General features: G+C 64.4%; 19 protein-coding genes. 9 read left to right on the top strand and 10 right to left on the bottom strand.

Going from position 1 to position 24056, the window contains the following annotated elements:
- Positions 1–5 precede the first annotated feature (5 nt).
- The 6 genes from G9465_RS19730 to G9465_RS19705 form a co-directional block, all read right to left on the bottom strand.
- Positions 6–1994 (bottom strand): DUF2206 domain-containing protein, encoded by a 1989-nt coding sequence (locus G9465_RS19730; protein ID WP_166973496.1) that lies wholly within the window; start codon positions 1992–1994, stop codon positions 6–8.
- A complete protein-coding gene (locus G9465_RS19725) occupies positions 1991–2923 on the bottom strand; it encodes a glycosyltransferase (protein WP_166973493.1) in 933 nt (310 codons plus the stop codon). Before G9465_RS19725 ends, G9465_RS19730 begins: the two co-directional genes overlap by 4 nt.
- 4 nt (positions 2924–2927) lie before the next feature.
- Positions 2928–4004 (bottom strand): DUF354 domain-containing protein, encoded by a 1077-nt coding sequence (locus tag G9465_RS19720; protein WP_166973490.1) that lies wholly within the window; start codon positions 4002–4004, stop codon positions 2928–2930.
- Positions 4001–5029, bottom strand: a complete 1029-nt coding sequence (locus G9465_RS19715) for a glycosyltransferase family 2 protein (protein ID WP_166973487.1) — start codon at positions 5027–5029, stop codon at positions 4001–4003. Before G9465_RS19715 ends, G9465_RS19720 begins: the two co-directional genes overlap by 4 nt.
- 1 nt (position 5030) lies before the next feature.
- Positions 5031–6383, bottom strand: a complete 1353-nt coding sequence (locus tag G9465_RS19710; protein ID WP_166973484.1) for a nucleotide sugar dehydrogenase — start codon at positions 6381–6383, stop codon at positions 5031–5033.
- A gap of 388 nt (positions 6384–6771) precedes the next feature.
- Positions 6772–7614, bottom strand: coding sequence for a thioredoxin domain-containing protein (locus G9465_RS19705; RefSeq protein ID WP_166973465.1), 843 nt, complete (start codon positions 7612–7614; stop codon positions 6772–6774).
- 325 nt (positions 7615–7939) lie between these two features.
- Here G9465_RS19705 and glmS point away from each other — a divergent pair, with 325 nt between their 5' ends.
- From glmS to G9465_RS19680, 5 genes are all read left to right on the top strand, one after another.
- Positions 7940–9757 (top strand): glutamine--fructose-6-phosphate transaminase (isomerizing), encoded by a 1818-nt coding sequence (gene glmS, locus G9465_RS19700; RefSeq protein ID WP_166973462.1) that lies wholly within the window; start codon positions 7940–7942, stop codon positions 9755–9757.
- The gene (locus tag G9465_RS19695) at positions 9757–11517 is read left to right on the top strand and encodes an asparagine synthase-related protein (RefSeq protein ID WP_166973459.1); all 1761 of its coding nucleotides are present in this window, start codon (positions 9757–9759) and stop codon (positions 11515–11517) included. Before glmS ends, G9465_RS19695 begins: the two co-directional genes overlap by 1 nt.
- Positions 11518–12059: 542 nt before the next feature.
- Entirely contained in the window at positions 12060–13607 is a 1548-nt protein-coding gene (locus G9465_RS19690; RefSeq protein ID WP_227015807.1) for a helix-turn-helix domain-containing protein, read from the top strand.
- 494 nt (positions 13608–14101) lie between these two features.
- A complete protein-coding gene (locus G9465_RS19685) occupies positions 14102–14818 on the top strand; it encodes a hypothetical protein (RefSeq protein WP_166973453.1) in 717 nt (238 codons plus the stop codon).
- Positions 14819–14891: 73 nt separating this feature from the next.
- Positions 14892–15461 (top strand): hypothetical protein, encoded by a 570-nt coding sequence (locus tag G9465_RS19680; protein WP_166973451.1) that lies wholly within the window; start codon positions 14892–14894, stop codon positions 15459–15461.
- Positions 15462–15592: 131 nt separating this feature from the next.
- On the opposite strand, the gene G9465_RS19675 is transcribed toward G9465_RS19680, so the two are convergent.
- The 3 genes from G9465_RS19675 to G9465_RS19665 form a co-directional block, all read right to left on the bottom strand.
- Positions 15593–15907 (bottom strand): HalOD1 output domain-containing protein, encoded by a 315-nt coding sequence (locus G9465_RS19675; RefSeq protein WP_166973449.1) that lies wholly within the window; start codon positions 15905–15907, stop codon positions 15593–15595.
- A gap of 87 nt (positions 15908–15994) precedes the next feature.
- Entirely contained in the window at positions 15995–18121 is a 2127-nt protein-coding gene (locus G9465_RS19670) for a bacterio-opsin activator domain-containing protein (protein WP_166973447.1), read from the bottom strand.
- Positions 18122–18242: 121 nt separating this feature from the next.
- Positions 18243–19232: a hypothetical protein gene (locus G9465_RS19665; RefSeq protein WP_166973445.1), complete on the bottom strand. Its 990-nt coding sequence runs from the start codon at positions 19230–19232 to the stop codon at positions 18243–18245.
- Positions 19233–19460: 228 nt separating this feature from the next.
- Here G9465_RS19665 and G9465_RS19660 point away from each other — a divergent pair, with 228 nt between their 5' ends.
- Genes G9465_RS19660 through G9465_RS19645 form a run of 4 tightly spaced genes read left to right on the top strand, consistent with a single transcriptional unit; the run spans position 19461 to position 22897 of the window.
- On the top strand, positions 19461–20306 hold the full coding sequence (locus G9465_RS19660) for a DUF4129 domain-containing protein (RefSeq protein WP_166973443.1): 846 nt from the start codon (positions 19461–19463) through the stop codon (positions 20304–20306).
- Positions 20299–20937, top strand: coding sequence for a hypothetical protein (locus G9465_RS19655; RefSeq protein ID WP_166973442.1), 639 nt, complete (start codon positions 20299–20301; stop codon positions 20935–20937). Before G9465_RS19660 ends, G9465_RS19655 begins: the two co-directional genes overlap by 8 nt.
- Positions 20934–22205, top strand: a complete 1272-nt coding sequence (locus G9465_RS19650) for a DUF58 domain-containing protein (protein WP_166973440.1) — start codon at positions 20934–20936, stop codon at positions 22203–22205. The genes G9465_RS19655 and G9465_RS19650 overlap by 4 nt, the downstream gene beginning before the upstream one ends.
- The gene (locus G9465_RS19645; RefSeq protein ID WP_166973438.1) at positions 22202–22897 is read left to right on the top strand and encodes a hypothetical protein; all 696 of its coding nucleotides are present in this window, start codon (positions 22202–22204) and stop codon (positions 22895–22897) included. The genes G9465_RS19650 and G9465_RS19645 overlap by 4 nt, the downstream gene beginning before the upstream one ends.
- A 15-nt stretch (positions 22898–22912) precedes the next feature.
- On the opposite strand, the gene G9465_RS19640 is transcribed toward G9465_RS19645, so the two are convergent.
- Complete coding sequence (locus G9465_RS19640; RefSeq protein ID WP_166973436.1) at positions 22913–23872, bottom strand: MoxR family ATPase; 960 nt, start codon at positions 23870–23872, stop codon at positions 22913–22915.
- Positions 23873–24056 lie beyond the last annotated feature (184 nt).

The raw sequence follows: 24056 nt of genomic DNA, 5'->3' as shown, positions 1-24056 counted from the left end.
CCCCGTCAGGCGTCAGTTGCCGGGGACGTGACGCACATCTTCACGGCCGAGTTGCTGTAGATGACGGCCTGATTGGATCGGCAGATCCGCTGCTGGGGGATGTTTCGAATCTCGCCGATTCCGTTGCTGTTGATGAAGTAGGTGGCCGCCTCAGTCTGTTCCTGTCGGTAGACGGTGATGTCGTGGGTGACCGGTTCGCTGTCGTTTATCCGGGCCGTATCGGCCGGATACGACCCAGTCCGTTTGAACAGCGTCTGGTACGGGTGGTCGGTGAACACCACCTGATCCGGACGGAGGTTGTCGCCGTCTGGGGACCCGGTCATCTCGCCGAACGTGTACGCGGCGTCGATTTCGGCCTCGCTGTAGGCCAACTGGGCCTCCTGATTCTCGAAGACCGGATTGTCGACAGTCCCGTTGCTCGACATGACCATCACGCTTGGGAACACGAGGACGAAGATGAGGACCACGACCGCCACCGTTCGCCTGTCGAGTTCGATGGCGAGGTGGCGGAGCCCGATGACCGTAAGCAACACCAGTGGGGCATAGAGGAACGCGAACCACCGCTGTGGGATGAAGTTTCGGATGCCGAACATCGGGAGACCGAGGACGAACACGAGCATTATCGCCGAGGCCGCCAGGAGCGTGAACACGGATTGCTGTGCACGCTGGCGGTTGACGACGTACAGACATCCGACGAACGTCCCGAACAGCAACAGGAGGAACCCGGTGGTGTTAATGTACGTCGCGACGGTCTCGATGAGCGTCGGTCCCTGACTCGCCGCCGCCGCGCTGGCGCTCCCGCCGGACGGGCCGGCGAGGTTCAGCACGCCCGCGCTGGACGCCAGCGTCTCCTGTAGGTAACTGAGTACAGTCACGAGGAAGGAGTTCCCGTTGTACGGCGTGAACGACCAGAGGAACGTGATGAACCCGGCGTCGAACGCCAGCAGCCCGGCGATGTTCAGCGGGTTCCGGACCCTGAACACGTCCGGGTCGAGCGGCGACCGGGTGAAGATGCGTAACTTGAGGACCAGATACGCGGCGAGTCCGGCACCCAGCAGTACCAGCATGATGAACGACGACACCTGATGTGTGAGGATGACGACGGTTGTAAACAGCACCAGCAGACCGAACTCCCGGAGCTCGTAGTCCGTTCGCATCACTCGGACCAGCCAGTACAACACCCCGAGGAACAGTATCAACCCCATGCTGGTCGGGATGATGTGGATCCCCCACTCGATGACGTAGTCACCGAACGCGAACAGGGCCGTCGCCAGCGCCGCCCACCGTGGTTCGACGAGCAGGTTCGCGATGGTGAACACGGCCAGTATCGCGACTGGCATCGCGAGGCCAAGCGAGAGATACAGGGCCAACCGCAGGGGGACGTCGGCCAGCAGCGACGTGGTGACGACCAGCAGGTGGTACAGCGGCGAGGTGTAGTGCTTGTTGTTCGAGATCGCCTCGAGCGTGCCGGCGGCCTTGATGCTCCCGGCCAGTTGGGTGATGTGGGTCCAGATGTCGATGCCGATGAGTCCCGGAGTCACGTACAACGCACTCAGGCGGACGACGGCCGCGAGCAGGACTATCTGGAGCAGTATCTGTGTCCGGTTGAACGACTGCTTGCCCGAGAACGCTATCTGTGCCAGCAGCATGGTCCCGGCGACGCCGGCCACGTCGAAAAACAGCACCGACCGCTCGCCGTGTTCGACGGCGATGACGACCATCGCGCTCGTACAGACGACGACGAGTATCGGCAGCAGTCTGAGGACGTTCCGGGACAGCGTCGGGAGGCCACTGACCGTGCTCTCGTCGCGGACGCTCGTGATGAGATACAGGATACAGGCCGTCCCCAGGACGAGCGGAATCGTCTTGATGTATATCTGTGACGCGAAAAACCGGAGCGGGAACAGGGCGATGGCCATGAGCAGCCCCGCGACGGCGGCCCCGGTGTCGAGACGCGAGGGCAGCCACCGCCGGACGGTCTGCTGGGCGTTCATGCCTCACCCCCCGAACGGTCGATAACCGACGCGTACGTCCGTTCGAGTCGCTGCCCGAACCCGTCCGGGTCGAGTTGGTCCAGTCGCTCGCGCGCGTCTGGCCGCTGCTCGCTCGCGAGGATGACTTCGAGCGAGCCGGCAAGTTCGATGTCGGAGCCACAGACGGCCGATTGGCCGACATCCGCCAGCGTCTCGCGGACGAACCCGACGTCCGTCGAGACGACCGGGACGTTACACGCGGCCGCCTCTCGAACGATCATCGGCCCGCTCTCGCGCTTCGAGGTGACCAGCACCGTATCGCTCGCGTTCAGGTAGTAGGGCATCTCGTCGTACGGCTTGCCGGTCAGCGTCCGCAGGTCGGCGTCGACGTCGGCCGCCTCGACGACCTTCTTCGCCCGGTCGTAGTCCTTCTCGGGCCGACTCGGGTCGTACGGGAACAACACGATCGTCTCGTCTTGGTCCCAGCCGACGTGGTCACGCGCTTCGGCCTTGTCCATCGGCTGGAACCGGTCCGTGTCGACGGGGAACGGCATGTGCGTGTAGTCGCAGTCGACGTAGTCGGACATCCTGTGGCTCGGAAGTATCACGCGGTCGGCCCGCTTCGCGCTGTACTGTCCGACTTTCGAGACCCATCCGTGGTCGCCCATGAGGTCGCTTCCCCAGAAGGTGACGACCACGGGGCGGGTCGGTTGCGCGAGCGCGAACGGTGCCGTGAGACCGTTGTTCGCGTGGACGACGTCGTACTCGTCCAGTCCGTGTTCGAGGACCTGCGGGTAGTACTTCAGGTAGTCGGTCACACTCCGGGGGTCGTCCGCCGCGTAGTGGCCCGGAACGTTCAGCACCGTACAGTCGATGCCGCGAGAGCGCAACGCCTCGACCTGCTGTTCGAAGAACGACCGCCGCCCGGTCGTCAGGTGCAGTATTCGCATCTCATCACCCAACGTTCCGTGGCGGTGCTTCGGCAGTGTCTGTGCCCCTCGGCGGGGCACTCGGGTCGCCTGTGAGTTGTTCGAGTATGACATCGGTCGGATTTACTTTCTCAGTCAAGAGGTGCATTCGTCGGTGCTGGAACTCCATTGCTGGTTCCGCGAGTATGGACCGTGCGGCCTCGACTGCCTTCTCGGTCCCGCCGTCGCCGGCACAGTTGACGACGAGGCCGTACCGTGATTCGAGTTCGTCGAGGTAGCCCAGCGTGAGGTCGCTGACGTAGACGGCCGGCGTCCCGAGTGCCGCACACTCGGCGGCGGTCGTCCCGCCCTCGCCGACGTAGAGGTCGATGGCGGCCAGCAGGTCGTGGAAGCGGTCCGATTCGAGGTCGAAGCCCCGGGAGGCGAGTCTGTCGGGCAGGTCGCCCTCGGTACTGAGCAACACCTCGGCGCCGTCCGCTTCCAACTGCTCGACGAGGGCGATGGGGTCCTCGATACCGCTCGCGCCGACGTCGTGCGAGGAACTCCAGTCGCCCAGACGGACGAGGACGACGTCGCCGTCCGTCTCCAGCCCGACGTCTTCGAGGACCGTCTCGTCTGGGTCGAAGTGGTCGGGGTGGAGATAGGCGAGTTCGTGGTAGGCTGGGTAGCGGACCTGTTTCGAGCCGATATCGTCGCGAAAGCAGTCCGGCGTACACACCGTATCGGCAAAGGGGAACGCCAGCCGTCGGATGAGGGTGGCGTGTTCGGTGTCGTAGAAGACGACGCTTCGGGCGCCGACGAGCGACGCGACGTGTGAGACGGCGACGCCGCCGATGGCCGTCATCACGTCAGGCTCGAACTCCAGCGCGCGGCGCAGCAGACGCGCCTCGTAGGTCGCCTGTGCCGTCGCCAGCGACAGGAGCGAGTCCGAGGACCCCGCGAGGACCTCGTACTCGATGTTACAGCACTCCAGCAGGTCGATGGAGGCCTCGTTGTCACGGGCGAACACCCGGACGTCGTGGCCCCGACGCGTCAGTTCGTCGATAGCGTGCTTGAAGAAGTGGACGTGGCCGGCGTGCTGGACGGTCACGACGACGTTCATTCCCGAACCACCTCGGCGTCGCTCTGTCGTTCCGTGCCGAACGCCAGCGCGAGCGCGAGCACGCCGCCGAGGAGCGTCACCAGCGACTTCGGCCAACTGACAGCGAGCGCGTCGGGGAGCAACTCGGACAGGACGCCACTGACCACCGCGAGCAAGCCGGCGATCACACCCAACGTGCCGACCGAGTAGAGCGCCGCGAGGTGGGGCCGACGCTGTGAGCTCTCTTTCCGGAGCCGCCAGAGGAACGCCTGCAGTATCGTCGTTGAGGTGCGCTTGACGAACGCCGAGAACTCGATGGTGCTCTCCTCGTCGCCGTATATCGCTTCCATCGGCACGTCAGCGACGCGGACGCCGGCGGCGTTCAGGCGAGCGAGGAGGTCGTTGGGGTAGTCGTGGTCGTCCGGGATGGCCTCTATATCGACCGATTCGAGCGCCTCCTTCGATATCGCGGTGTAGCCGTTTTGCGGGTCGCGAAGCCGCCAGTAGCCACTCGCCGGCTTCATCATCAGCGTCAACAGCCAGTTGCCGAGCAACCGGAACGGCGGCATCCCGCCCGCGGCGTCGCTGTCGGCCAGACGGTTCCCCTTCGAGAACCCCGCTCGACCCTCGACGAGGGGGTCCAGAAGGCGGTCCATCTGGTCAGGGTCCATCTGACCGTCGGCGTCGATGGTGACTGTCGCGTCCATCTCGTCGCGCGCCGCGAGGAGATAGCCGGTCTTGAGTGTCCCTCCAGCACCCTGATTGACGGTGTGCTGGACGGGGACGACTTCGGGGAACTCGCCGCCGTGGCCGTCGGGCACCATCACTTCCTCGGTCGCCGCCTCGCTGACCGCCGCGACTCGCTGGTTCGACTGCTCGCTCACGGTCGCGTACTCGCGAATCACGTCCCACGTCTCGTCGGTCGAGCAGTCGTCGATGGCGTACACTCGGTCGACGAACGCGGGCAGTGACTCGATGACAGACCCGATGTGTTCAGCCTCGTTGTACGCCGGCAACACGACGCCGACCGTCTGGCCACGGTACATCTCAGACCCTCCTGTATGCGACCTCGTCGGGAAGGTCCGCCTCGTCGAAGGCCCGGTTCACGTCGACGATGGCCGGTGGGTCCGATAGTTCCGCCGCGACGATGTTCGGATTGAGGTTCTTGAGTTCGTCGTGGGCCGCTCCCAGCAACAGGCCGTCGAACCCGTCGAAGTTCAGTTTCTCCTGTGTCTCGATGCCGAGGTAGTCCGAGATGGTCTCGTCGTCCAGTAGCGGGTCGTACCCGACGATTTCGATGCCGAACTCCTGCAGTTCTTCGAGGACCGCGGCTATCTTCGCGTTCCGGATGTCGGCGACGTCGGCCTTGTACGTCAGCCCGGCGGCCAGAATACGGCAGTCCGCGAGCGGTCGGCCCGCCTCGGTCAGTGCCTTCACCATCAGGTCGGCGACGTGTTTAGGCATGGACTCGTTGACCGAGCGACTCGCCTCGACGAGTTCCGGTGCTCGACCGTCCTGACTCGCGCGGTGGATGAGGAAGTAGGGGTCGACGGGGATGCAGTGACCGCTGACCAGACCGGGGCTGTAGTCGTGGAAGTTCCACTTCGTCCCGGCGGCCTCGAGGACGGCCTCGGTGTCGATGTCCATCTGCTCGAAGGTCATCGCGAGGTCGTTGACCAGCCCGATGTTCACGTCCCGCTGGACGTTCTCGACGACTTTGGCCGCCTCGGCGACTTCCATCGAGGGCGCGAGGTGGACGCCGGCGTCGATGACGTGGTCGTACAGCGCCTCGACGGTGTGGCCCACGGCCTCGTTCTGTCCGCTGACGATCTTCATGACGTTTTGCAGGCCGTGTTCCTCGTCGCCGGGGACGGCCCGCTCGGGGGAGTAGCCCACGTAGAAGTCCTCGCCACAGTCGAGTCCGGAGGACGCCTCCAGTGCGGGAACCATGACCTCTCGCGTCGCACCCGGATAGACGGTCGACTCCAGAATCACCGTGGTGTCGGGCGTCATCTCTCGACCGACGGTCTCGGCCGCGCCCTCGACGAAGTCCATCTTCGGGTCCTGATTCTCGTCGATAGGGGTCGGGACGGTGACGAGGACGTAGGAGGCCTCGGCGATGCTTCCGGGTTCGGTCGTGAACGCCACCTCTCCCTCCGCTATCGCTTCGTCACCGAGGTCGCCCGTGGTGTCGTTGCCGTCCGAGAGCCGCGCTACCGTCTCCTCGGAGATGTCGTAGCCGATAACGTCGTACCCTGACTTATCGAAGCCGACCGCAAGCGGGAGCCCCACGTAGCCGAGACCGACGACACAGACCGTCGTCTCTCGGGGTGTGATCTCCTGGGGCACCTGTATCGGGCTCATACCGTCGATTGCGTCGTTGCTTGGGAGCGAATTCATAGATATCACCGGTTCACCAGCCCTCAGCGACCGATACGGGCTGTTCTCGTTCACACAACGACGTTGTGGGGTCATTCCTATGCGGCCGCTAAGTACGATAGCGACGAAATTCGTCGAAAATAACCCGACTGCGACCGGACAGACTGACTGTCGACTCTGCCGGCCGGTCCCCTTCGCAAGTGCCTAAGGTCGGGCCGTTGGTCCCGACTGGGTTCGCCACACACACTGCCGATCGGGACGCGCCCGCGCACCGCCCGAAGCGCGCGTTTGCACGCGAGAGAATCAGAACAATGGCTTGCCACCGGGCCCCGGAACACCGCTTAAATCTCGATTAAACGTGGTCTGCAGTCCGTACACCCCGCACTTGGTACGACAACCCGTGACACTCTCACTCGTCGGCGGCCGTCTCGAACTGTTCGCGCGTGCTCTCGGCGTCGAGGGTCGGCGCCGTCACGTCGCCGTCGTAGACGACGCGGGGGACCGTCCAGATCTCGTTTTCGTTCGCGCTCGTAAGCGTCCGCTCGACTCGTTCGCTGTAGGCGCTCTCCGCTTTCGCCGCCTGTCGAACCTTCGACGGACTGGAGACGCCTGCAGCGCTTGCAAAGCGCGTGAGCAATTCGGGTTGCCCCCACCGATACCGCTCCTGTGGTTGGTTGGCAAAGACGTACGTGAAGTACGTCCAGAACGACTCGGGGTCCGTCTCCCAGACTGCGAGTCCGGCGCGCGTCGACCGCGGCGCGTCGGCACCGAGGAACGGTTCCCCGCCACGGTAGGCGACCGCCCGGAACCGTACCGAGACGTCACCCGGGCGGACGAACTCGTCGACGAGGCCGGGCAGTTGCGTGAGCACGAACTCTCGCGTGTAGGGGCACTTCCAGCTACCGTAGACGGTCAGCGTCTCCTCGTCGTCGCCCATCGTCGGGTACGCTGTCTGCTCCTCGGGGAGCGTAACAGGGGACAGCGACACCGAGGGTTCCGATATCGTGACGTCGTCTATCGACCACTCGGCTTCGGTCTCTGTGGCTTGTGGCGTGTCGGTCGCCGTCTGCGTCTCGGTCGACCGAGCCGCCGATTCCGACGTATTTGGGACGCTCGTCCGTTCGCTCTCGGTCGGTTTCTCGCCCCCGGAACTGTCGACGGTGTCGATGACACTCGCACAACCAGAGACGGTGATAGCCGACCCAGCGGTGAGCGCTGCAAGGAACTCTCTTCGAGACGGTCTCTCAGGCATTGCTGGACACACGTTCGGTCGTCGGTTCATTATTTAGCGGGTAAACAGTCTGGGAACGCTGGCGACGTGCGGCGCGTCACCTCTCGGGACGCTGCACTCGGCTTGTCCCCGTCTGGTGTCCCGCTTAGACCCTGTATAGGAATGGCCCGTAAAGCCGTGGATACCAACGAGTCCTTCCCGTCGAATCGGGACCAGGGTGAGAACACATGTACGTACGAACACTGTCGCCAACTTCGATTGACCCCATGAATGGACCGCCCGCGTCGACTGCAGCAACCTCCACCTCTGCTTCCACCTCCGACGGCCGACGCGAGGTGAGCGCCTAATGTGTGGTATCATCGCACACGCAGGGGCAGACGACGCGGTGGGGACGCTTATCGACGGGTTGGAACGTCTCGAGTACCGTGGCTATGACTCTGCCGGCATCGCCGTCCAGAACGGCTCCGGTATCGCAGTGCACAAGCGCGCGGGCGACGTCTCGGAAGTCCGCGAGGAGATTCAGACCGCGGCGTCGTCCGGTGACGTCGGTATCGGACACACGCGCTGGAGTACCCACGGACCGCCCACCGACGAGAACGCCCATCCTCACACCAGCGATACGGACAACGTGGCCGTCGTGCACAACGGCATCATCGAGAACCACGCCGAACTCCGCGAGTTCCTCGCCGACGAGGGCTACGAGTTCACGAGCGACACCGACACTGAGGTCATCCCGCACCTCGTCGAGCACTTCCGAAAGGAAGAGAGCGAGACCATTGTGGCCTTCCGACGCGCCGTCGAGGAACTGGAAGGCAGTTACGCCATCGCCGCCCTCGTCAGAGACGAGGGCCGAGTGTACGCGGCCCGTGCCGGGTCGCCGCTAGTCCTCGGCCTCGACGACGACCAGTACTACCTCGCAAGCGACATCCCCGCGTTCATCGAACACACGCGCGACGTCGTCTATCTCGAAGACGGCGACGTGGTCGTTCTCGAACCGAACGAGGCACAGATCTTCGACGAGAACGGCCTCTCCGTCGAACGGAGCGGCGAGTGCGTCGACTGGAACCCCGAGGACGTCGGGAAGGGCGCGTTCGACCACTACATGCTCAAGGAGATTCACAACCAGTCCAGTTCGCTCTCGAAGACGATTCGCGGACGGGTTGACCCCGACAACGGGCGGGTCGCCCTCGAAGAACTCGACGCCGAAATTCTGGACGGCGTCGAAAACGTCCACCTCGTCGCCTGTGGGACGTCGTATCACGCCGCGCTGTTCGGGGCGCGAATGCTCACTGACGCCGGCGTCCGCGCCCGCGTGTTCCGTGCTAGCGAGTACGCGAAGATGGCCGGGCCCACGACCGAAGGGACGCTCGTCATCCCGGTGACCCAGAGCGGAGAGACGGCGGACACCCTTTCGGCACTACGGACGGCTACTGAACGCGGCGCCACGACGGTGACGGTGACGAACGTCGTCGGGTCGACCGCCGCGCGCGAGGCAGACGAGAGCGTGTTCATTCGTGCCGGCCCCGAGATAGGCGTCGCGGCGACGAAGACGTTCACGTCACAGGTCGTCACCCTCATCCTCCTCTCGCAGAAGATCGCGGCCGAACTCCCGGACGCGACGCCTCGGGAGGACCTCCCGGAACTGCTCGCCGCACTCGAACAGGTCCCCACGCACATCGATCAGGTCGTCGAGACCAGTCGCGCGGAGGACCTCGCCTCGCGGCTCTTAGAGTACGACGCGTACTTCTTCATCGGCCGCGGGATGAGTCGCCCGGTGGCTCTCGAAGGCGCGTTGAAGTTCAAGGAGATCACCTACGAACACGCGGAGGGCTTCGCTTCGGGCCAACTCAAGCACGGCCCGCTCGCGCTCGTCACTTCTCAGACGCCCGTCTTCGGGCTGTTCACGGGTGACGAAGCGGAGAAGACGATCACGAACGCGAAGGAAGCCCAGACGCGCGGGGCCGAGATTATCGGCATCGGACCGGAGAACGGCCCGGGCGCGGCGGAGTCCGACGCCTATCTCCGGGTCCCGGATACGCACCCCGTCTGTCAGAACCTGCTCGCGAACGTCCAACTCCAACTCGTCTCGTATCACACGGCAAAGCAACTCGATAGGTCTATCGACAAACCACGCAACCTCGCCAAGAGTGTAACTGTCCAGTAATGTCAATTCAAATGAAGGAAGTCGACCGGGACGTACGTCCGATGAACAAGGAACTGTTCGGCGTGTTCGGCGATACGAACACGTTCGAACAGTACCGGTCACCGGACGAGTTCGATCGAGTCGTCTCGGGACCCGACCTCACGTTCGGCGTTCGGAGTTCGGAACTCGACATCCCCGGTCGAACTACCGTCTACGAGGACGAGGCCGGTGCCTGTGTCATCTGGGGAGAGGCGTATCCTCGTTCTATCGACGGCTCAGACCCAGCGGAGTGGGCACTTTCGGAGTACGCGGCCCACGGGACCGAGGCACTCACCGGGTTCAACGGATCGTTCATCGTAGTCGCCGACCACGAGGACCAGTCCGGTATCGTCGCGACCGACAGCGTCCGGAGCCGGGAGTGCTACTACGCGGATACGGGCGGGACACGCGTGTTCGGCACCGACCCCGCGACTGTGGCCGCGGCCGTTCCCACCCCGCGAGTCGACTACGAACCGCTTTTAGAGTTCCTTCACTTCGGTGTCGTGTTCGACGACCGAACGGTGTTACAGCAGGTCAGGCGGATTCCCTTCGACAGTTGGTTGACCGCGACAGACACTCACGAGTTCGGGCGGTTCGTCTACGAGTCTCGCGAGTTCGACTACGCTGCCGAACTGGCCGAGCGGATGCGCCGAGCGCTCGAACGCCGGAATGACCTCCCCGGACGGAAGGGCGTCCTGCTGAGCGGTGGGTACGATTCACGCACGATTCTCGCCGGCATCTCCGACCTCGACGCTGCGTACACCGTCGGCGAGTCCGATAGCTCCGAACTCACCGTGGCGGAGAAACTCGCGACCCAGTACGGGATTCCTCACCAGACGCTCTCCGTCGACGAGCGCTATCTGAACACGGACCTGAGTACCGTCAAGTACGGCCACGGTATCATGGAGTCGCTCCACATCCACCACGCGGGGTACATGGACCAATTCGACGTGGACACCATCTACCACGGCGGCCTCGCCGATACGATGCTGCGCGGGCACTTCCAGCCGATAACCGGCGTGGAAGTGTTCGACCGGAAGTGTCCGCCGTACCGTATCGACCCCGACCCGGACATCGCCAACCACTTCGCCGAGAAGTTCGGGTACCTCCCCGCCTCGGAGATGCTCTCCCGGGACACCACGCTATTCGAAGAGTCCGGCAAGGAGTTCCTCCGGCGTCGGGTCGACGAGGTACTCGACCGCTGGGACCATCGGTTCGAGAGGCTCTACGACGGGATGGCCCTGTTCGGGATACTCAACCAGCCGTCGCGGCCGTTCCGGTTCCAGTTGAGCGACCAGTTCGTCGAGTCCTGCGTCTCACTCGACGCGGAACTCATCGAGTGGCATCTCGCCACACCACCCGAACACCGGAACACGCAGACCTACCTGCGTGCTCTCCGGAAACTCGACGACAACATTCTCCACCACCGACCGCCGGACAGGCCGTACGATTCGTACACGTTCAACCAGATAGACAACTTCCTCAGGCGAGCGATGCCGTTCGTCTCCGGCTATCAGGGGCCGTGGCCCGACCGAGCGAAACTGTACGACCAGTGTGGGCTCGACGAGAAGATATTCTCGGAATCGCCGGACGTCCAGGAGCTTCCGTGGCGTCTCAAACTCCGCGTCAACGACATCACCACCTGGCTCGATTCCACGATCGGGGACAACTCGATAGACCCGTCCGACCTCGTTCAACCCGAAGACTCTCAGACGACGGTCGGACCGTACGGTCGTAGCTGAACGGCACGTTATGAATCACGTTCTCGCTGTAAATCCTGATTAATCTTTCTGGAACGATACACCGCTTGGCAGTTACGGTGGTTATCAACCTGCTATCTCAGACGTGTATGATAAGCCACATGAACCCCTGTTTGCCGACCAGTGGAATTGCCCTTCTTGTCCGGGACCTCCTTATTAAGATGAAATTAACTGGGCGAATCGGATTATTTGAAAAAATACTGCTAGCAGCGCCGTTCGATTTAAAACGTCCGACTAACGTCTGACGAGCCAAAAAGGCTATCAGTTACTGAGTTCATTGCTCGCGCAACATGGACAAGCGTCAGTTATCGAGCGTAATCAGGGTTATCCTGGCTTTAACAACAGTCCTGGCGTTCTCTGCCGGCGTCGCAGCCGGCGCGGGCGCCGCAAGTGACAGCGCGGAAACTGCGCCGGCCACCATCGTGGACGTGAGCCAGACACACTCGGCAGGCTCTGTCGGAAACACGACATATGTCTGGGGACACACCGCTCAGGGACAGGCCGTCAACGCCTATCTCATCAGTGTGGAGACGTCGTCCGCTGGACCCGACACGGAACTCTGTCTCGAAACGAACGGTACCACGACCTGTTCGTCGCTCGCTAATACCTCTTCGCCTACGCTCTCCTATCCATCTAATTCGAACAGCACCGAGACGACGCTGAACCTGACGCTCCGAGACGCCGAGACTGGCGACGTACTCGATGCCCGCTCTATCACCCAAGAGCAGATCCCCCGAACCGGCGATCTCGACGACGACGGGCTGAACAACGAAAACGAGGTCAACCAGGGAACGAACGTCACCAACACGGACACCGACGGCGACGGGCTGGCCGACGGCGTGGAAGTCAAAGAACACGGAACGTCGCCGACGGCAGCCGACACCGACGGGGACGGTCTCTCCGACAGAGTCGAACTCAGCGTCGGCGCCGACCCGATGGCTGCGGATACAGACGGTGACGGTCTCACTGACAAGCGCGAACTCGAAGTCGGGACCGACCCGGCTGCATCGGACACGGACGGCGACGGCGTCGCTGACAGCGTCGAACTGTCCGAGGGCACTGATCCCACGCTTGCCGACACTGATTCCGACGGTGTCACGGACAGCCGCGAACTCGCCCACGGGACGGACCCGACTGTCGCCGACACCGACGGAGACGGGCTCTCTGACGGCAAAGAGCAACGTCTGGGCACTGACCCACTCGCGGCGGACAGCGACGACGACGGCCTCGGAGACAGCAAAGAGGTCTCTATCGGGACGGACCCGACGGTCGCAGACACGGACGGTGACGGTCTCACGGACAAGCGGGAACTGGACGAAGGGACGAACCCGACCGTCGCAGATACGGACGGCGACGGCTTCGCCGACGGACCGGAACTAGACGCGGGGGCGAACCCGACGGTCGCAGACACGGACGGCGACGGGATTCCCGACGGTAGAGAGGTCCATCAGGCGGGCACTGACCCGACTAGCACGGACACGGACGGCGACCTCCTAGGTGACCGATTCGAGACCACTCTGGGGACGGACCCGACGAGTCAGCTCACGCCCGCGTGGCTGACGAGTACGTTCCTCGGCTTCGTCGTCGGTATCGGTCTGTCGATCACCGCTATCCGGAGCGGTCTCGTCATCGACGTGGTCGACAGCGTTCGGGCCTTCCAGGTGCGCCTCCTCCGTACCGACGAGACGACGCTCGATGCGGTCGAAGACACCAGTGACTCGGTTACGGTACCCGACGACGAGGGAGACACCGAACCGATATCCGACTCTGCCGAGGCCGTCATCGCGGACCGCGCCGACGGTGACCTCATCGCCGACGACGAATTGGTACTCGCGATGTTGCGCGCCGAGGCCGGGCGGATGAAACAGAGTGACATCGTCGCCGTCACCGACTGGTCGAAGGCGAAGGTGAGTCGGTTGCTGTCCAGTATGGCCGAGAGCGGGGACATCGTGAAACTCCGCATCGGACGCGAGAATCTCATCTGTCTCGAGGAGGCAAAGCCGGCCCAGATGCAACTGGAACGAGACAGGGACGACCGTCCTGGGCCGGTTGGGTCCGGAAACGTCTGCTGACTGCCTGCGCGCCCAGTGCTGGCGAAACGGGCAGAGCGTCGATAGCCGCTGGACCCTCCTGTCCTGTCGACGGTGTCGTGTCAGTGGTGTCGCGCGGCCGTTTTCACCCGGTGTCGGCAGTCACTCTCGACCGTTCCAGCGCGCCGCCCCCGTCGTCTATCACCACGCCTCGCCCGGTAAGGTGGGCTTATCGACAGGATAATCGGAATTTGAAGGGCCGAAATGGCCGATATCGGTTTCTCTCCCGCCACCGGTTTCCCCACCAGCATCGAGAACGCGCCGTTCCATTCTAAATATATTTCACGTAATAAATGCGGATCTGGACCGACTCGCCGGCGTTTTCGGCACTGTGGAACGATGGCTTCCGACGGGCGCGAACGGTTTTAACACGTCTTTAGACTCGTTGCGAAACGAGTGAAACAGTTATTGACGGCGGAAACGACCGGAACAACCGTCTCTTTATATGGGGAAAAGGGTTCAAGGCAGAATCGAATATGCCCGAAGCTACACTCCGCAACGAGACGTCAGACAGTACCTCTACCGAGGCGGATTCGGAGTCAGACTCCGACTCGGACCCGGAGTTGACGCGCGACGATATCTTCCACGTCCTCCAGTGTCGCCGTCGCCGCCTCGTCCTCAAGTATCTCCAGGAGTACGACGGCGACGAGCCAGCGCGCATGGGCGACATCGCAGAACACATCGCCGCTCTGGAACACGACACGACCATCGACGCACTCCGCTCCCAGCAGCGACAGCGGGTGTATATCGCACTCTACCAGTCCCACCTCCCGAAGATGGACAAGGCGGGTGTCCTCGAATACAACCAGAGTCGTGGCTACGTCGAGACGACGAGTCTCGCCTCGCGATTCGATCCCTACCTCGACAACGAGCCATCCCTGCTCCACGACGAGGAAGCGGCGACACACACACCCACCGACACCTCAGCCCAGCGGGCGGACGACACCGACCGGACGAGTACGGACGTAGACGTAAGCTGGCACAAGCGCTATCTCTACGCTGCAGGAGGGAGTCTATTCCTCGCGTCCGCGCTCTCCAGCGGACTCATGCCCGCGCCACTACCGTCTCAGGTCGGTGTGGGGATTCTGGTGAGTGCGCTGTTTACGTTGCTCGCTGTGAGTCATTGGGCGACCGAGTCCTCGTGGTCGGACCTCGGATGGACGAAACCTGACGTGGACAACTGGAACGAGTGAGTGGTGTCGATGTTCCACCACTCGATGTCTACCACTACCCATATTTAACAGCACACCGGTTGTAAAATACACCATGATACTATCGAAACCATCTGCGCGTCCGTCCTGGTTATCTTCGGACGAAGACGAGTCATCTGACCCGGACCGACAGGCTCCGGCGCTCGATGAGGATGCGGTGTACGACCTCCTCGGTAACGAGCGACGGCGGGTGTGCCTCAAACTGCTGTCTCAGTCTGACGAGGTCTGGGACGTCAGCGACCTGAGCGAACGGGTCGCGGAGATCGTCTCAGACCCGTCGACGTCACCGGACGACATCTACAACAGCGTGTACATCTCGCTGTGTCAGAACCATCTACCGAAACTCGACGAGGTCGACCTCGTGGAATATGACTCGGAGGCGAAGACGATACACATCGGGCCAGCCTTCGACGACATCGGCCGTCACTGGCTGGCCGATGACCAGCAACCCGACACCTCACCACCCGCGTTCCGCCTGACGCTCGCGGCCAGCGTCATCACCGTGTTCGCCGCCGGGACGACGCTACTGGTGGCCCCGGCGCTGACGTCGTTTACACTGCCCGCCCTCCTCGCGCTCCACCTCCTCGTTTTGGCTGTCGAAGCGGGTATTCGACAGTTCTCCTAAGTCTTTCCGTGTACGTGCCAGCCGTGGGAGCCGCCGTGGCGGGGTGTAGTGGGCGCGTGCCGGCGATGGTCGTAATCAGCCTGCCAGTCACTTCTGGATCGCTCTCGTCGCCCCCGGTCGCTCTCGACTGCTTATTCCGGCGCGGAGACCACGATTGACCGACCCTGGTTGACTGTCACTTCACAGCCGGCGAACGGGAACGTCACACGACACGCTCTGTCACGCCCGTTTTCACTGGCGTCCGGGTCGAAGAACATATCCAGAGCGTCCGAATCTATCCGTTCTTCGAGCGGTTCGAGTTCCGTCGGTTCCCTGTCGACTGCTTCCGCGACTGCGGTGACGACCGCCGTACTCGTGTTCGTCTCACAGTGCTCGCCTCGCTGGAACCGGTACGTGTTACTCCGAGCGTCGTATTCGACGTCGGCTCCCAGGTCGCTGTGGATCATTGTCGATTCGGTATCGTATTTGGAGGTACGAACTTATCCTGTGGATAAGGTGTGCTATATTGATCTGGTGTCCCGGGTTTGGGACCGTTACTGGTCTTCAGCGTCGAACAGTAACTCCAGTAGCTTCTTCAGCGAGACTCGAAGGTGGCGGTTGAACGTGGGCTGGGAGATGTCCAGCAAGCTAGCCACCTCTTCGGCGGTATGCTCGCGGGGCCACTCGAAGTAGCCGCTCAAGAGCGCCGTCCGAAGTGCCTCTAGCTGTCGGTCAGTCACGCGCTGCTCGAACGCGACACGGAACGGCTGGTCTCGCCTCGAAGCGCGCGTTCGCTGTGTCCGTGAGTGTAAGCGAACGTCCGGTGCGACCCGTTCGAGGGACTCTACGAACCGCCTGACGTCGGTCTCGGCCGGCAGCGTCACCAGCAGCCGCGTGGTGTCGCCGTCGGCGGTGAGGTCCCGTAAGGTTCCGCCCGCACTGAGTATCTCGCTCACGAGCGAGACGGACTCCAGTTCTATCTCGTACAACTCGCCATCGCCGTGCGGGACGTGGTCGACGGTGTCGACCAACGGGGCCGACTCGAAGGCGCGCTCGACCGTTTCCGGGGGCGCGTCCGTGACGACGAGGAACAGCACCGCGTTGCCGTCCCGGGCGAGGACGCCCTCGAAGGAGAGCGTCGCGCCGGTTTCACGGGCCACGCGGCTGAAGACGTCCATGCCGTCCGTCAGCGCCAACTCGAGGTCGATCACCGAATCCGACAGCAGCGACCGCTTGCGTTCTATGACGCTGAGACCGTCCGTGACCGCTCGGGCGACGTCGTCGAACGTGTCGGCGACCCCGCCGTCGAACGCGTCGGGGTCTGTCGCGTGGACAGTTAGCGTTCCCCAGAGGCGGTCGTTCCGGTAGAGCGGCACGCTCAACACCGACTGGAACCCGCGTGTCAGTGCCTCCTCGCGCCACGTGTCCTCTCGAAGACCGGTGGTGATGTCGTCGACCACGACCATCGACTGGGTGCGGGCGGCCCGGACCGCGGGTTCGTCGACGCTCTCGTCCAACCGGAGGTCCACCGCGTCGAGATAGCCCCGTTCCGTGCCCGCCCACGTCTGTGGTTCGAGACGGTCGCGCTGGCTCCCGACCGTCTCGATGCGGGCGAACGCGAACCGGTCTGTCTCCGCCAGGCCGGTGACCACTCGCTGTTCGAGTTCCTCTCGGGACTCGGCGTCGACAGTCGCTCGCTGTACGGCCGACAGGACGTCGGCGAGGGCGCCACGCCGTTCGAGACGCGCAGCACGCTCGTCGAGTTCTGCCGCGTGGCTCTGCAGCGACTGCGAGCGATCTACCCGTTCGAGCGCCGCCGTCGCCGCCGCCGCGAGATTCGTCAACCGTTCGGTGGCGCCGACGGTTCCCTGTTCGGGGGCCTCGACGGCGACGTGTAACACTCCGAACTCGCCGACAGGGAGCGACACCGTGGCTTTGCCGGCACCGCTATTCGCCTGTGACGTCACGTCGCCGTCTCCGGTGACGAACGTCTCCCAGAGCCGGGTCCCGTGTCCCGCGCGCACCGGGCCTGTCGTGTCGCCGTCTGCCGGTGCCGACGCGACGCGTCGGAGGCGTTGGCCGTCGCTATCTAGAAGGTACACCGCCGCGTCGGTGTAGCCCAGTATCGACGTCGCCGCCTCGACGACCGCATCGGCGACATCCTGTCGTGACGACGCGTCGAACAGTCGCCGAATCGTCTCGCCAGTACCGCCAAGCAGTCGGCCGGCGTCGGCCTCGCTCGTCACACTGGACCGTTCTCGTGATCTCGACTGTTCCAGTGCTCGCTTGACGCGGGCCTGCAGAACGGCGTCGCCGGACGACTCGTCCGGGTCGAGACGGACGACGTCCGTCGCACCCGCTTCGATTGCCCTCCGCTCGTCGGTCACGGTCACGTCCGTGCCGGCCAGGACGAACGGGAGGTTGGGGGACGCGTCTCTGACGTGTCGGAGCAAGTCGACGCCGCTACTCCCGTCGACGATTTCGGTGCTTACGAAGACGTCCGCATCGGTACCCGTTTCGAGGTACTGTAACGCTGCTCGCGCCGAGTCGAACGAGACGACCGACGCCCCGTCGTGGCCGTCGCTGAGTGCCGACAGTGCGTCTTCCAGTCGTTTGCTCTCGCCCCCGACGACGATCGTCGCCGGCCAATCGAGCGTCACGTGACTGACGTCTGATGCCATTAGACTGTAGGGCGGGGCGTCGCCGTCTGGTGACCGATTACCGCGCCCACCGACTGACGACTCGGCACCGTTGGTGTCTGCCGGTCCGCTCCGTCGTGCGTAGGCGGGCGAGCCGCCATCGTCAGTCCTCCGTTCGCTCGATGGTGATTTGGACGTCGTCGCCGTCTTTCAGGAAGTACTCGCTCGGCTGGACTCGCTCGCCGTCGACCTCGATGGTGATGGTCGTGTCAGACTCGCTGCTGTCGTAGGTCGTCCCGTTGAACGTAATCGAGTCTTCGGTGACGTTGACGCCGTTGAGCGAGTCGAGGGCGTAGTCGAGCGTGATGTTCGAGGAGTGAGCGTGCCAGTACTCGCCCTCACCGCCCTCGAAGTGGAAGTACCGGTCGTTCGACTGGTACTTCGACCGGCTGAAGTCGACGGCCTCGTCGTCGACGGTGACGGTCATGTCGCCGTGGACGTGCTGTTGTTCGTTGTCGATGTAGTTCCCCGGAACGGTGGCGTTCATGTCGGCTGTCTCGACGGTGACCCACACCTGATCGCCGTCTTCGAGCGTGACGGTCGTCGGGTCGACTTCCTCGCCGTTGACGCGGTAGTAGATGTCCGTTCCGCTCGTCGATTCATCGTACGTCTCTCCGTCGATTGCGAGCGAGTTCGCCTGTGCGTCGACGCCGAACCGCGACAGCGACTCGGTCAGCGTCACGTTCGACTCGGCGACCCACGTGTGGGGGTCGTTTGCCATATCGAAGCCATCGCCCGACTCGTCACGGGACGGCAAGTCGAGTTCGTCCGCGGCGACGACGACGGTCATCTTCCCCGTGGCCGTCGCGTCGGTTCCGTCGGCGTCTGCGGCCGACGTCGGTGTCGACGTCGAGGTCTCCTCGGCGTCGTGACTGTGATCGTGACCGTCGTCGTGACTACCACTCTCTGCCGATTGTTCCGTGGACGACGTTTGTTCCGTCGTCGCCGCTTCGGTCGCCGCAGCAGTCGTTTCGTCGGTCGCCGTCGCGTTGGACCCACCTTCGCTCGCACCGAGGCCGGCGCACCCGGCCCCGAGTACGAACAGCCCTGCGACGAGTAGTGCGAGTAACCGCCGTTTCGATATGCCAAACATCAGTATCGAGTATTGGCAGGACTGGAGAATGGTTTATTACCGGCCTGATAGAATCGCTTATCTGGTGTATAATAACGCCGTTTAGAGCAGTTACGAATCACAAACAATGCGTTCTACGTCAGCCATATTCGGGAACCAACTTAATTCCACTGTATTACTATCAATATCAAAACCATATCCGACGAACGACCGACTGGGCCTGAACGGCGACTGGCTCATCGAGGAGCAATGAACTCCCAGAACGTAATCACCCTCCTGTTCGCTGGCTGTTGTCTGTTCGCCGTGGTGAGTATGGCGGCGTCTCTCGACACCGCGGTGCCGGGGAACCCCGACGACGTCGTCGACGTCGACACCGAATCGCTCCCGCTTCCGTCGGAGCAGGCCGACCAGGTCAAAAACGCACTCCAGTCCAGTGGGCAGAGCGACACGCAGGGTGACTCGGGTACGACGAGCAAGCCCTCGGCCGACGGCAACCAACAAGGTCGGGACGCACGTCCTACCGACGACCGGTCTGGTCAGTCTACGTCGGATTCGAGTGACGGCGCGGGCGAGAGTTCCGGACAGTCCGCCGATTCGGATGGCTCTCAGAGCGGGCTGACGAGACAGGCCGGCCTCGGGCCGGGCGGCCCGGTCGACAGTCTGCTCGACTTGCTCCGACGACTGTTCGAACGACTCCTCGCCGTGGTGGCCCTGTTGGCGGTATTCGGCGCTATCGCACTCGGGGTTTACAAGCGTGAGTTGCTTCTCGACCAACTCCGTGCGTATCTCGGCCGCGAGGGCACAGACACCGACGCTCGGGCGGCCACGACGAAGGTGCCCGCGCGCTCTCCGGAGAACGAGATAGAGCGCACGTGGCTGGAGATGGTCTCCCGTGCAGGTGTCGCCGACGACCCGTCGCTCACGCCCCGCGAACGCGCGGAGGCAGTCGCACAGGCCGGGTTGCACAGCGAACCGGTCCGGAAACTCACCGACCTGTTCGAGGACGTCCGATACGGCGAGCGGGCCGTCACGACCAGCGACGTTCGCGAGGCGTCGACGTACCTCCGCCGCTCGACGGGGCAGCGCGATGACTGAGCCGACGGACCTCCGCCTCGACGGCCTCGAGGGCCTCCCGTGGGCGCGAATCGTCCTCGGTGGCGTCGGGTTCCTCGTCATGGTCGGCGCGTTCGTCACGGCAGGGGACCTCGCCGCCGGCGTCGTCTCCTCGCTTCGCGACGGCGTCGAGAACGATTACCTCCTCGTGATGGCCTTCGGCGGTGTGGCCGTCGCGCTGGGGGCGTTGGTGTTCCTCACGAGTACTGACAGCGTCCGCGTGCGGCAGATGCCAGCGGTCGAACAGCCGACGCCAGCGCCGGAACCGGGTGAGCGCTTCGACGAGCAACTCGACGGGTGGCGGACGATGCTCCCGGTCGTCGGCCGGCAGCCTCGAGAGGCGGTCAGGGAGCGCCTCCGACAGGCGGCCGTCCGGACGGTCGCCGCCGAACGCGGATGGCCCGAAGCGAAGGCCGCGACGGCCGTCGCCGAGGGGTCGTGGACCGACGACCCGGTCGCGGCCCGGTTTCTGGCTCACGACGAGGGTAGCGACGTCGTCGGGACCGCCCTGACGGCGCTCGCTCACGGCGAGACCCCGATACGGTATCGCGCCCGGCGGACGATGGCCGCCATCGTCGAGCGCCACGAAGGAACACGGGGGCGCCCCAGATGAGCGACGCCCGCCGAACCCACCGCTGGCGCGGCATCCTCGTCCTCACGCTTGGGGCCGCCGGCGTCGGGTTGCTCGCGAAGCGCCCGCTGTTGCTCTTGCTGTCGACGCTCGGGGTCGTCTACGCGGTGTACCCGCGCCTCTCGTCGGTGTCGGAGCCGCGCCTCGACGTCGAGCGTCGCGTGAGCGAGGAGAACCCGCAGGCCGGGACGGCCGTCGACGTGACGACGACCGTCCGGAACGTCGGCGACCGTCCGATATTCGACCTGCGTGTGGTCGACGGTGTGCCGCCCGCGCTGGCCGTGACCGAGGGGACGCCCCGCTTCGGCACAGCGCTTCGACCGGGCGAGCGCGCTTCGTTCTCCTACACGATGGAGGCAAAGCGAGGTCGACACCGGTTCGAGGCGGCGACGGCCATCGCCCGCGACCCGAGCGGCGGCCACGAAGCCGAGGTCGAGGTCGAGACGGAGACCGAAGTCGACTGTACGACTGACGTAGGTGGAGCCCCCCTGCGGTCACAGACCCTCGACGTGACCGGGCAGAACCCCGCCGACTCCGGCGGGAGCGGCACCGAGTTCCACCAGACCCGGTCGTACCGACGGGGCGACCCGGTCGGCCGCGTCGACTGGAACCGCTACGCCCGGACCGGCGAACTGACGACGATAGAGTTCCGCGAGGAACAGACCGCGAGCGTCGTCGTCGTCGTCGACGCGACGCCGGGGGCGTACCGGGGCCGCGAGGGCGAACCACACGCCGTCGTCGCGGCCGTCGGCGCGGCACAGCAACTCGCCGAGACGGTCCTCGACGGGCAGAACCACCTCGGCCTGTCGGTGTTCGGGCGCGACGACCTCTGGCTCCCGCCCAGCAGCGGCCGCCGTCACCGGCTTCGGGTACAGGAACTGCTGGCGACGCACTCGGCGTTCGAGGCACGACCGCCCGCGTCGGAGACGACGGTCGAGGTCGAGGCGCAGGTGGAGACGCTGCTGGCGCGTCTCTCCGACAACACCCAACTGCTCGTCGTCTCGCCGTTGCTCGGCGACGACGTCGTCGAGGCGGTCCAGCGGTTGGAGGCCGAACGACATCGCGTGACGGTGATTTCGCCGGACGTGACGGTCAGCGACACCGACGCCGGCGGCCGCGCGTTGGCGGCCATCGAGCGAGACAGCCGACTACGACGCCTCCGCCAGTCCGACGTCACCGCGGTCGACTGGGAGACGACCGAACCGCTCTCTGCGACGCTCCGCCGCCGAACGGGGGTCGTGCACGGATGAACGCGACGCACTCGAACCCGCGACCCGCGCCCGTCAGTAGCGTCCTCGCTGTGACCGCCGCCGTCGCCGTCCTCCTCGCACTGGCCGGCGAGGGGACGGGTGTCGGCACGTGGCTGGCGGTCGAACTGGCCGGCTTGGGCGCCGTCACCCTCGGTGCCGTCGCCTACCGCACGGGCTATCGCATCGTCGGTCTCCCCGTCGCGCTCGTCGGTGGCGTCGTCTGTGCCGTCGCTATCGGTGGCTTCGGCAGTCAGAGCGGTCCGCCGAGCGAGTTACTCCGCTTGCTCCCCGGGTTCCTCGGTCTGGCCGTCCTCGCCGCCGCACTCGTCCCAGTCCGTGGCGATGGGTCCCGCTCCCTCGTCAAACTGGGGACCGGCGGCCTCTTTGCCTGTGTCGTCCTCGCGGGGTTGTTCCGGACGGCGGACGTGACGCTGTTGCTCGGTACTGCCGTCGGGACCATCGTTGCGTGGGACGCCGGGGAACACGCCATCGGCGTCGGCGAACATCTGGGCCGGCGGGCCACGACGTGGCGTCTCGAAGCGACCCACGCCGTCGGGACCGCGCTCGTCGGCGTCGCCAGCGTCGCCGTCGTCCACTTCGCCCGCGGGTTCGCGAACGACGGATTGTCGCTGGCCTCCTTCGCGATGGTGTTCGTCGCCGTGGTGTTGCTGACCGTCGCGCTCCGCTGGTAACGTGGCGTTCCGTCGCTACTCGTAGCCGACGCTCGGGACGGGTACCTCGTCGAGGACGTCGTCGACCACGTCGCTACTGGTCGTCTGGTCGATGGTGGCGTCGGGGGTCAGCACGATACGGTGTGCCAGTACCGGGTCGGCGACGGCTTTGACGTCGTCCGGCGTGACGTACGTCCGACCTTGCAGGGAGGCGTACCCCCGAGCGACTTCGAACAACCGCTGACAGCCCCGGGGAGAGATGCCGACCTCCACACGAGGGTCCATCCGCGTCTCGCGCACCACCTCGACGATGTAGTCTTTCAGGTCGTCGTGGACGGTGATTCGCTCGGGGACCTGTTGCCACTCTCTGACGGCCGCCGTCGTCAGCACTTGTTCGGCGCTCGGCGTCTGGTCGTCACGGGCATCACGCCGGTCTAGTAGCTCCCGCTCGCCGGATTTCGGCGGGTAGCCCAGACTCGTCTTCACGAGGAAGCGGTCCTTCTGTGCCTCCGGCAAGGGGAAGGTCCCCTCGCCGCTCTCGACCGGGTTCTGGGTGGCGATGACGAAGAACGGTTCGGGCAGGTCGTGGGTTTCGCCCTCCATGGTGACCTGTCCCTCCTCCATCGCCTCCAGCAGGGCGGCCTGTGTCTTCGGTGAGGCGCGGTTAATCTCGTCGGCGAGGATGACGTTCGCGAAGATTGGGCCGCTGCTGAACTCGAACTCCCGGGTCTTCTCGTTGAACACGTACGTCCCGGTGATGTCCGTCGGGAGCAGGTCGGGGGTGAACTGGATGCGGTTGAAACTGAGTCCCAGCGTCGTCGCGAAACTCCGTGCGGTCAGCGTCTTGCCGGTCCCCGGAACGTCCTCCAACAGGACGTGGCCCCGCGAGACGACGCCAGTCAGAATCATCCGCAGCACTTCCTCGTCGACGACGACGGCGTTCGATACCTCGTTCAATACGGCCGTTGCTCGGTCTCCGGCCTCGGTGACGTCCATACACGCCGGTTGGCCACACGGACAATTACTAACTGAGTGCTAATGCTTAGCGCCGGCTGACACGACAGCGCTGCCTGTCCGCTTGGTTCCCCTACGTCCCACAGACGGCCTCGCTGGCGTGGTCTCACCGTGTGACCTGCCCCCTGTGTCACCGCGGGCTATCGCCGTCGGTAAGACTCTATTA

It is taken from the genome of Haloarcula sp. JP-L23, assembly GCF_011602445.1.
Taxonomy (GTDB): domain Archaea; phylum Halobacteriota; class Halobacteria; order Halobacteriales; family Haloarculaceae; genus Haloarcula; species Haloarcula pellucida.
The sequence above is the reverse complement of the archived record's forward strand: the minus strand, read 5'-3'. Positions and strand labels throughout refer to the sequence as shown.

Coding starts and splice junctions, on each gene's coding strand:
- G9465_RS19725 (WP_166973493.1), bottom strand. CDS start 2,923: ATGCGAATACTGCACCTGACGACCGGGCGGCGGTCGTTCTTCGAACAG.
- glmS (WP_166973462.1), top strand. CDS start 7,940: ATGTGTGGTATCATCGCACACGCAGGGGCAGACGACGCGGTGGGGACG.
- G9465_RS19660 (WP_166973443.1), top strand. CDS start 19,461: ATGAACTCCCAGAACGTAATCACCCTCCTGTTCGCTGGCTGTTGTCTG.
- G9465_RS19715 (WP_166973487.1), bottom strand. CDS start 5,029: ATGTACCGTGGCCAGACGGTCGGCGTCGTGTTGCCGGCGTACAACGAG.
- G9465_RS19730 (WP_166973496.1), bottom strand. CDS start 1,994: ATGAACGCCCAGCAGACCGTCCGGCGGTGGCTGCCCTCGCGTCTCGAC.
- G9465_RS19705 (WP_166973465.1), bottom strand. CDS start 7,614: ATGCCTGAGAGACCGTCTCGAAGAGAGTTCCTTGCAGCGCTCACCGCT.
- G9465_RS19675 (WP_166973449.1), bottom strand. CDS start 15,907: ATGATCCACAGCGACCTGGGAGCCGACGTCGAATACGACGCTCGGAGT.
- G9465_RS19640 (WP_166973436.1), bottom strand. CDS start 23,872: ATGGACGTCACCGAGGCCGGAGACCGAGCAACGGCCGTATTGAACGAG.
- G9465_RS19665 (WP_166973445.1), bottom strand. CDS start 19,232: ATGTTTGGCATATCGAAACGGCGGTTACTCGCACTACTCGTCGCAGGG.
- G9465_RS19710 (WP_166973484.1), bottom strand. CDS start 6,383: ATGAATTCGCTCCCAAGCAACGACGCAATCGACGGTATGAGCCCGATA.
- G9465_RS19655 (WP_166973442.1), top strand. CDS start 20,299: ATGACTGAGCCGACGGACCTCCGCCTCGACGGCCTCGAGGGCCTCCCG.
- G9465_RS19650 (WP_166973440.1), top strand. CDS start 20,934: ATGAGCGACGCCCGCCGAACCCACCGCTGGCGCGGCATCCTCGTCCTC.
- G9465_RS19680 (WP_166973451.1), top strand. CDS start 14,892: ATGATACTATCGAAACCATCTGCGCGTCCGTCCTGGTTATCTTCGGAC.
- G9465_RS19685 (WP_166973453.1), top strand. CDS start 14,102: ATGCCCGAAGCTACACTCCGCAACGAGACGTCAGACAGTACCTCTACC.
- G9465_RS19670 (WP_166973447.1), bottom strand. CDS start 18,121: ATGGCATCAGACGTCAGTCACGTGACGCTCGATTGGCCGGCGACGATC.
- G9465_RS19645 (WP_166973438.1), top strand. CDS start 22,202: ATGAACGCGACGCACTCGAACCCGCGACCCGCGCCCGTCAGTAGCGTC.
- G9465_RS19695 (WP_166973459.1), top strand. CDS start 9,757: ATGTCAATTCAAATGAAGGAAGTCGACCGGGACGTACGTCCGATGAAC.
- G9465_RS19720 (WP_166973490.1), bottom strand. CDS start 4,004: ATGAACGTCGTCGTGACCGTCCAGCACGCCGGCCACGTCCACTTCTTC.